This is a genomic window from Bacteroides sp. (assembly GCF_029057325.1).
GTDB lineage: Bacteria > Bacteroidota > Bacteroidia > Bacteroidales > Bacteroidaceae > Bacteroides.
In genome coordinates, this window is record NZ_JAICZW010000111.1 from 1 (window position 1) to 7,333 (window position 7,333).

A 7,333-nucleotide genomic window follows, 5' to 3' on the forward strand; every position below is an offset into this window, starting at 1 on the left:
CGCCTTTGAAAGTGAAGGTTCCGTTTTGGATGACGGTGGAATCCATATTCACCAACCGGCGTCCCTCTACGGCAGCCATATAAACGGTGTCGCCATCGGCGGCTCCTTCCACGGTTCCGGTTACGATGTAACCCTTGTTTTCGTTACAAGCCGCGAATATAGCGGCGGCAGCGAGCAGATAAATTGATTTCTTCATTTGCTTTTGTTTTTTAAGAATGAATATTTGCGGCAAAGATAATAATAAAAAATCCCCTCTGGCACGAACCGGAGAGGATTTTACAGTTATAATCCCATATTTTGGTGAAAAACACCGTTTTGCCTTATTCGGCAGCGGCTTCAACTGCGGGAGCTTCCTCGGCGGGAGCCTCTTCTGCTGCTTTGGCTGCTTCTTCAGCGGCCTTTGCTGCTTCTTCGGCAGCTTTCTTCTCAGCCAATGCTTTTGCCTTCTCTTCGTTTATCTTCTTTTCAGCTTCCAAACGAGTTTTTGCCGCAGCCTTCTTGGCTTCGTCTTCTTTTGCCTTCAAGGCAGCCAAGCCATTCTGCTTGTTGCTCTTCCAAGCCTCAAACTTAGCTTCTGCTTCTGCTTCACCGAATGCGCCTTTGGCTACACCGCCCAACAGGTGCTTCTTCATGTAAACACCTTCGCGGGAAAGGATGTTACGAACGGTGTCAGTCGGCTGTGCGCCCTTCAAAACCCAGTCAAGTGCACGGTCGAACTTCAAATCTACAGTGGCAGGATTGGTGTTCGGGTTATAAGTACCAATTTTCTCGATAAACTTACCATCACGTGGAGCTCTTACGTCGGCAATTACGATGGAATAGAAAGCATAGCTTTTACGTCCATGTCTTTGCAATCTGATTTTTGTTGCCATTTTAAAATAATATTTTTTAGTTAATGATTTGAATATGCTACTATCTCGTAATAGCGGTTGCAAAGATACGAAAGTTTTTTGATTTATGAATTCTGATTTCAGATTTATTTGCGTGTTCATGCATGTTTTGCAATTCAATTCTGTTTGGCTATAAAAAAGAGCATGCGTTTGGTTTTGTTGCCGGATTGTCGGCGGGTGTGAAAATAGTATCGGGCATCTATCTCTTCCTCTTTTTTTTGAATGTAAATTATTTTTCAGCGTCTTCCCGCAGCCTGCACGTGTCGGTGAGAAAAATCTCCTTTCCTATACTTTCCCCCTGTCTTTCCTGTCTGCTTCCTGTCTTACCCCTACCAGGACCTATTCGGCTTCGGACGTTCTTCGGACAATCTCCACTCCCTAGGACCGAAGAATGTCCGAAGAACGTCCGAAGAAACACCGAAGAAACTATGGAGGTGATCAGACCCTGACAAGGTGCCGGCAAAAAGAATAAAGGGTGATGAAATTTTCGCGGATAAAATATTTTATGTAAATATATATGATTGCGATTTCATGACTATCCCATTTAGAACCGTACCTCTTATAAATGGGCGGATGCCCCCAAGCGCATCCCTACAAACTATTGGGCTTCAATCGCGTAAACGGATAGTTAGTCGCATCGCGGTTTTAAAATCTTAAATAATCATAAATATGATTCATGAGTATCTTTTGGGGTATCTCACCCATATCGCCAGTAGTGCGCACGTCCCCATGCAGAACGGATAGTAGAGGTTCCCGATGATGAGCAGCGGTGAGATGCCGGCCAGTCCGGCGGCAATCAGCATTTGTGCGCCGTAGGGGATTATTCCTTGCACGAGACATGAGAAGGTGTCCAGAATGCTTGCCGCTTTTCGCCGGTTCAGGTGGAAGCGCCGGGCGATGTCCTTGGCTATCGGACCGATGGTGATGATGGCGATGGTGTTGTTGGCGGTGCAGAGATTGGCGATGCCTACCAGTGCGGCGATGCTCAGCTCGGCTCCTCGTTTGCTGCGGACATGCCGGGTCATGCGTGAGATGATGAAGTCGATGCCGCCGTTGTAGCGGATGATTTCCAACATACCGCCGGCAAGCAGGGTGATGATAATCAGTTCTCCCATGCCGGTGATGCCTGTCCCCATGGCGCCAAACCAATCGAAGAAGCAGAGTGTTTCGGTGCAGATGCCGATAAGTCCTGTTGAGATAATGCCGAGCAGCAGGACGAGCACGACGTTGACACCCGCTATGGCTGTGCCTAACACGATGAGGTAGGGGATGACTTTCAGCCATTCAACCGGCTCCACTTGTGCCGGTACGGAGACTGACAGCCCTTGCACGATGTAGATGCACAGCACGATGATTGCCGCCGGTACCACTATCAGGGAGTTTGCCCGGAATTTGTCCTTCATCCGGCAGTTCAGCGTTTGGGTTGCCGCAATGGTGGTGTCGGATATGAAGGAGAGGTTGTCGCCAAAAAACGAACCGCCCACCACGATGGCCACCATATAGGGCAACGCCACGTCTGTCTTTTCCGCCAGTCCTACGGCTACCGGGGTCAGGGCGACGATGGTTCCCACGCTTGTTCCTATCGAAAGTGAAATAAAGCAGGCGGCGATGAAGATGCCCGCCAGCAGCAGGTTGTCTGGCAGCAAATGCAGCGTCAGGTTGACGGTGGCGTCGATGGCACCCATCTGTCTGGCGCTTTGCGCGAAGGCTCCCGCAAGGATGAATATCCATACCATCAACAAGATATTCTTGTCGCCGGCTCCCATGGAGAACCGCAGGATGCGTTGTTCCAGACTCAGCCCGCCTGTGATGGCGATGGCGTAGCCGGACGAAACGAGAAAGGCAACCGTGATGGGAACCTTGTAGAAATCGTTCACCAGCAGCGAGGTTACCAGATAGAGGCAGAGAAACACCATCAGCGGGCTGAGCGCCCACCAGTTGCCCTGCGGTTTTGGGGGAGTGTCTATAAGGGGCATGTTCGTATGTTTTTTGCTTGAATGGTTGTTTGTCACCCGTGTATTTGTCCTCTGTCCATCAGCAGCGTGTAATAGTCGATGTTCTCTTTGGTCAGGAGGTCGATGGGCATGAAGTTTTCTCTTGTGACCTCTTTCTTTAAAATCAGATGGTCGCACAAGGTCTTGATGCCGTTGAATCCTTGCAGGGTGGGTTGCTGGGCAATGAGGAAGAAGATGCTTCCTTGTTTCAGACATTCAACGTTGCGTTGCAGCAAGTCGTAGCCCATCAGGTTAAAATCTGTTTTCTGTTTCTTTAGCAAATACTCTCCGATGATGTATGCTTTCGAATTGAAGGTGATTCCATTCTGCAAGTTTGGATGTTTCCGAAAAAAATCGTCCAGCATTCGGGTGTCTTCGCTGTCTCGCTTGGCGTGCAGGTTCAGTTCCCGGATGCGGCAGGAAGGGTGGTGTTCCTGCATATATTCGCGGAAGCCGATTTCACGGCGTTCCTGCTGGTTCGAGCCTACGATGCCTTCGTTTATCTTACGGAAAATGGCGATTTCCCGTGCGTCTTCTCCGGCAAGTAGCATCAGCATCTGTGCGGCGAAATAGCCGCTTCGGTGTGAGTCCTGTCCGAAGAAAGATAGGGCAGGCTCCTCCTTGATGTTGGAGTCAATATATATATAAGGTGTATTGCGTTGCGTCAGTTCATCGGTGAAGGGCTTGGTGTATTGTGGAATGGTGGGGGCAAACAGCACTCCGTCCGGTTCCGATTGCAGGATGAGCCTGGCGGTTTCCTCGAACGAATGATAATCATACGGGTCGTAATAGGAGAACCGTACGTCAACATTGAAGTCGGAGTAGGTTTTCACCGCATTGTGTATGCCTGCTTCCACGTCTGTCCAATATTCGCTTTTCTCGTGTTGCGGAAACATGCAGGCGAATATGTATTTCTTGTTTGAAGCCAATGCGCTGGCATACATGTTCGGCTGGTAGTCCAGTTGTTTTAGGATTTCTTCCACTCGTTTTCGGCTGGCTTCGGAGACACCGTTGCGTCCGTGAATAACCCGGTCAACGGTTCCTACAGATACATCTGCCATTTTGGCGATATCCTTTATTCTGATTCTTTCTGCCATGGTGTATTGCGCTTTTTAGATTTGTGTGGCATTTTTGTGCTCGCACACAATGATAATCTTAATATTTTCGATACAAATATATGATAATTTTCTGTATTCCAAAAATTGTTGTATCTTTGTGCCCGCACACGGAAGGTTGCTGATGTGGGTTAAAACCGTTGTATTATTCAGTATGTCAGTGGTTTAATAATTTATTTTGATGCGAACTGATAAATTGAAAGGAAATTAAAAAATATAGTAAATAAAAACAGAAAAAGATTATGGGAAAGAAAGTCGTTACATTGGGTGAAATCATGCTTAGACTATCCACGCCGGGAAATACCCGTTTCGTTCAGTCCGATTCTTTTGACGTTGTATATGGCGGTGGCGAGGCAAACGTTGCCGTCAGTTGTGCAAACTATGGACATGATGCTTATTTTGTAACTAAATTGCCGAAACATGAAATAGGTCAGTCGGCAGTGAATGCTTTGCGCAAATACGGTGTAAAGACTGACTTCATTGCACGTGGCGGCGACCGTGTAGGTATCTATTATTTGGAGACAGGTGCTTCCATGCGTCCCAGTAAAGTGATTTATGACCGCGCTCATTCAGCTATTGCTGAAGCGGAGCCTGCTGATTTCGATTTCGATGCCATTATGGAAGGGGCCGACTGGTTCCATTGGTCGGGTATTACTCCGGCCATCTCCGACAAGGCTGCCGAACTGACCCGTCTGGCTTGCGAGGCTGCCAAACGTCACGGCGTTACGGTGTCGGTTGACCTCAATTTCCGTAAGAAACTTTGGACAAAGGAGAAGGCGCAGTCCATCATGAAACCGTTGATGAAGTATGTGGACGTTTGCATCGGCAACGAGGAAGATGCCGAACTCTGTCTTGGCTTCAAACCCGATGCCGATGTGGAAGGCGGGAAGACGGATGCCGAGGGCTACAAGGGAATCTTTAAGGCTATGGCGAAGGAATTTGGTTTCAAGTATGTGATTTCTACATTGCGCGAATCCTTTTCTGCCACTCACAATGGATGGAAGGCTATGATTTACAACGGCGAAGAGTTCTACGAATCAAAGCGTTACGACATCAATCCGATTATAGATCGTGTGGGGGGTGGTGACTCCTTCTCAGGCGGTATCATCCACGGTTTGCTGACGAAGTCCGACCAAGGCGCTGCTCTTGAGTTTGCGGTAGCCGCTTCGGCTTTGAAGCATACGATTAACGGTGACTTCAATCTGGTTTCTACAGAAGAAGTGGAAGCGTTGGCGGGTGGTGACGCAAGCGGTCGCGTGCAGAGATAAAGTAATTTGTAAATCATCAAATAGCAAATAGAAAGATGGCAAAGTTTGATAAAATAGCTGTATTGAATAAGATTGGTTCTACCGGAATGGTGCCTGTCTTTTATCATAAAGATGCGGAAGTGGCAAAGAAAGTTGTGAAGGCTTGTTACGATGGCGGTGTCCGTGCGTTTGAGTTTACAAACCGTGGCGATTTTGCACACGAGGTATTTGCCGAAGTTGTGAAGTTTGCGGCCAAAGAGTGCCCTGAAATGGCGATGGGGGTTGGTTCCATTATTGATCCTGCTACTGCCGCACTCTATTTACAGTTGGGTGCTTGCTTTGTAGTGGGTCCGTTGTTCAATCCCGAAGTGGCGAAGGTGTGCAACCGCCGTTTGGTGGCTTATACTCCTGGTTGCGCCAGTGTGTCTGAAGTTGGTTTTGCGCAGGAAATAGGGTGCGATCTTTGCAAGATTTTCCCCGGAGACGTATTGGGAACGAAGTTGGTGAAAGGCTTGCTGGCGCCTATGCCGTGGTCCAAACTTATGGTGACCGGCGGTGTGGAGCCGACGCAAGAGAACCTGACTGCGTGGGTGAAAGCCGGTGTGTTTGCCGTAGGTATGGGCTCCAAGCTTTTCCCGAAAGAAAAAGTTGCCGCCGAAGATTGGGCTTACGTTACAGAGAAATGTAAGGAAGCATTAGGCTACATTGCGGAAGCAAGAAAATAAGGAACGGTTCCTTAGGGAATCTATCATTTTGTTTAAAGGTGTTTAAAGGGAACGGGCCATCGATGTGCTTCAGCATGTCGGTGGCTTGTCTTTTGGGGAAGAGAATGTGCGGTAGATTGTTTAGAAGTGTAAATATGCAGATTGTTCTCTAAAACAATGTTATAAAGTATGCGATAAGTGTGCCGATCGTTTGCAGATAAAGAAAAAAAACATACCTTTGCAGTGCAGTTGGGAAACTGCATATTGGATGTTTTTCAAGAAAGGTTATTAGTTTGTTAGGTAAAAAGATTGATTTATAAACTTGATTATAGGATTGGATTAGAAAAAATTAAGGTAAAATGTAAGAGTTTTCAGGAGATTGAAAAATATCGTTTTTTTGAAGGTAAAAAGAAAGATTTGTTTTTAGGTAACATTGGATGTTTTTTTAAGAAAGAAAAGCCATTAAGGCTTTTCTTATAGGGGCGAGGGGTTCGTGAGAGCTTGCTCGTTTTTTTATGTTTATAGTGGGGCTATTGAGAGCTTGGGGCTTATCTATAGTGGGGCGTACCACAACTTCATTAAGAGTCGTGTTACCGTTTTTTATAGGATTTCAACCCTGATAAGATGGGGTCAAATAGCGATAAAGTAGTGCTTAGATGTGGGTAAAGTCACTACTTCGATACGCTATTTTCGTTTATCTACTTAGAATTGGAAAAATTTTTTGGCGTTATAGTAACTGATGTCTTCAATCATCTGATTCACGCGTTCCATTTCAGAGGCGGGAATCTCGCCATTTTCCACATCTCGTCCCACGAGGTTACATAATGTACGACGGAAGTATTCATGACGCGGATAGGAGAGGAAGGAACGGGAATCTGTCAGCATACCCACGAAGCGGCTCAATAGGCCAAGAACGGAAAGAGCGTTCATTTGCTTCTCCATGCCGTCCTTCTGATCAAGGAACCACCAGCCGGAACCGAACTGAATTTTACCGGCAACCGTGCCGTCCTGAAAGTTGCCCAGCATGGTAGCAATCACTTCGTTGGCACAAGGGTTTAGATTATAAAGAATTGTTTTTGTCAGTTTGCCTTTAGAGTTCAAGCGGTCGAGAAACTTTGCCAACGCCTTCGCTGTAGTAAACTCACCGATGGAATCAAAGCCGGTATCGGGACCAATCAATTTGAACATTTTGCTATTATTGTTGCGGATAGCACCGTAATGGTACTGCTGTGTCCAGCCTTTCTCCCAATCCATTTCGCCAAACACAACCAGCATGGCTGACTTGAATTTCAAAATTTCTATTTTTGTCAATTCGGTGCCATTATATACCTTATTGAAAATAGCCTTGATATCTGTTTCGGTGTAATCTTCGGCATAGAATTC

The 7,333-nt window shown here is 46.8% G+C and carries 7 protein-coding genes; 2 read left to right on the plus strand and 5 right to left on the minus strand.

What is annotated here, in order from left to right; translation table 11 throughout:
- The 4 genes from K2G43_RS06980 to K2G43_RS06995 form a co-directional block, all read right to left on the minus strand.
- On the minus strand, positions 1–196 hold a 196-nt coding region (locus tag K2G43_RS06980; protein ID WP_300153744.1), incomplete at its 3' end, for a DUF4369 domain-containing protein.
- 124 nt (positions 197–320) lie between these two features.
- Complete coding sequence (locus K2G43_RS06985; RefSeq protein ID WP_297642640.1) at positions 321–872, minus strand: 30S ribosomal protein S16; 552 nt, start codon at positions 870–872, stop codon at positions 321–323.
- Positions 873–1,564: 692 nt separating this feature from the next.
- Positions 1,565–2,866: a Na+/H+ antiporter NhaC family protein gene (locus K2G43_RS06990; RefSeq protein ID WP_300153746.1), complete on the minus strand. Its 1,302-nt coding sequence runs from the start codon at positions 2,864–2,866 to the stop codon at positions 1,565–1,567.
- 32 nt (positions 2,867–2,898) lie between these two features.
- A complete protein-coding gene (locus tag K2G43_RS06995; protein ID WP_297644173.1) occupies positions 2,899–3,981 on the minus strand; it encodes a LacI family DNA-binding transcriptional regulator in 1,083 nt (360 codons plus the stop codon).
- A 260-nt stretch (positions 3,982–4,241) separates the two neighbouring features.
- Here K2G43_RS06995 and K2G43_RS07000 point away from each other — a divergent pair, with 260 nt between their 5' ends.
- Together K2G43_RS07000 and K2G43_RS07005 are read left to right on the plus strand one after the other, a co-directional pair.
- Entirely contained in the window at positions 4,242–5,267 is a 1,026-nt protein-coding gene (locus K2G43_RS07000) for a sugar kinase (RefSeq protein ID WP_297644172.1), read from the plus strand.
- A gap of 35 nt (positions 5,268–5,302) precedes the next feature.
- On the plus strand, positions 5,303–5,971 hold the full coding sequence (locus K2G43_RS07005; protein WP_297644171.1) for a bifunctional 4-hydroxy-2-oxoglutarate aldolase/2-dehydro-3-deoxy-phosphogluconate aldolase: 669 nt from the start codon (positions 5,303–5,305) through the stop codon (positions 5,969–5,971).
- A gap of 681 nt (positions 5,972–6,652) precedes the next feature.
- Here K2G43_RS07005 and K2G43_RS07010 read toward each other — a convergent pair.
- The coding region (locus K2G43_RS07010; RefSeq protein WP_300153749.1) for a glucuronate isomerase at positions 6,653–7,333 on the minus strand (681 nt) is incomplete at its 5' end.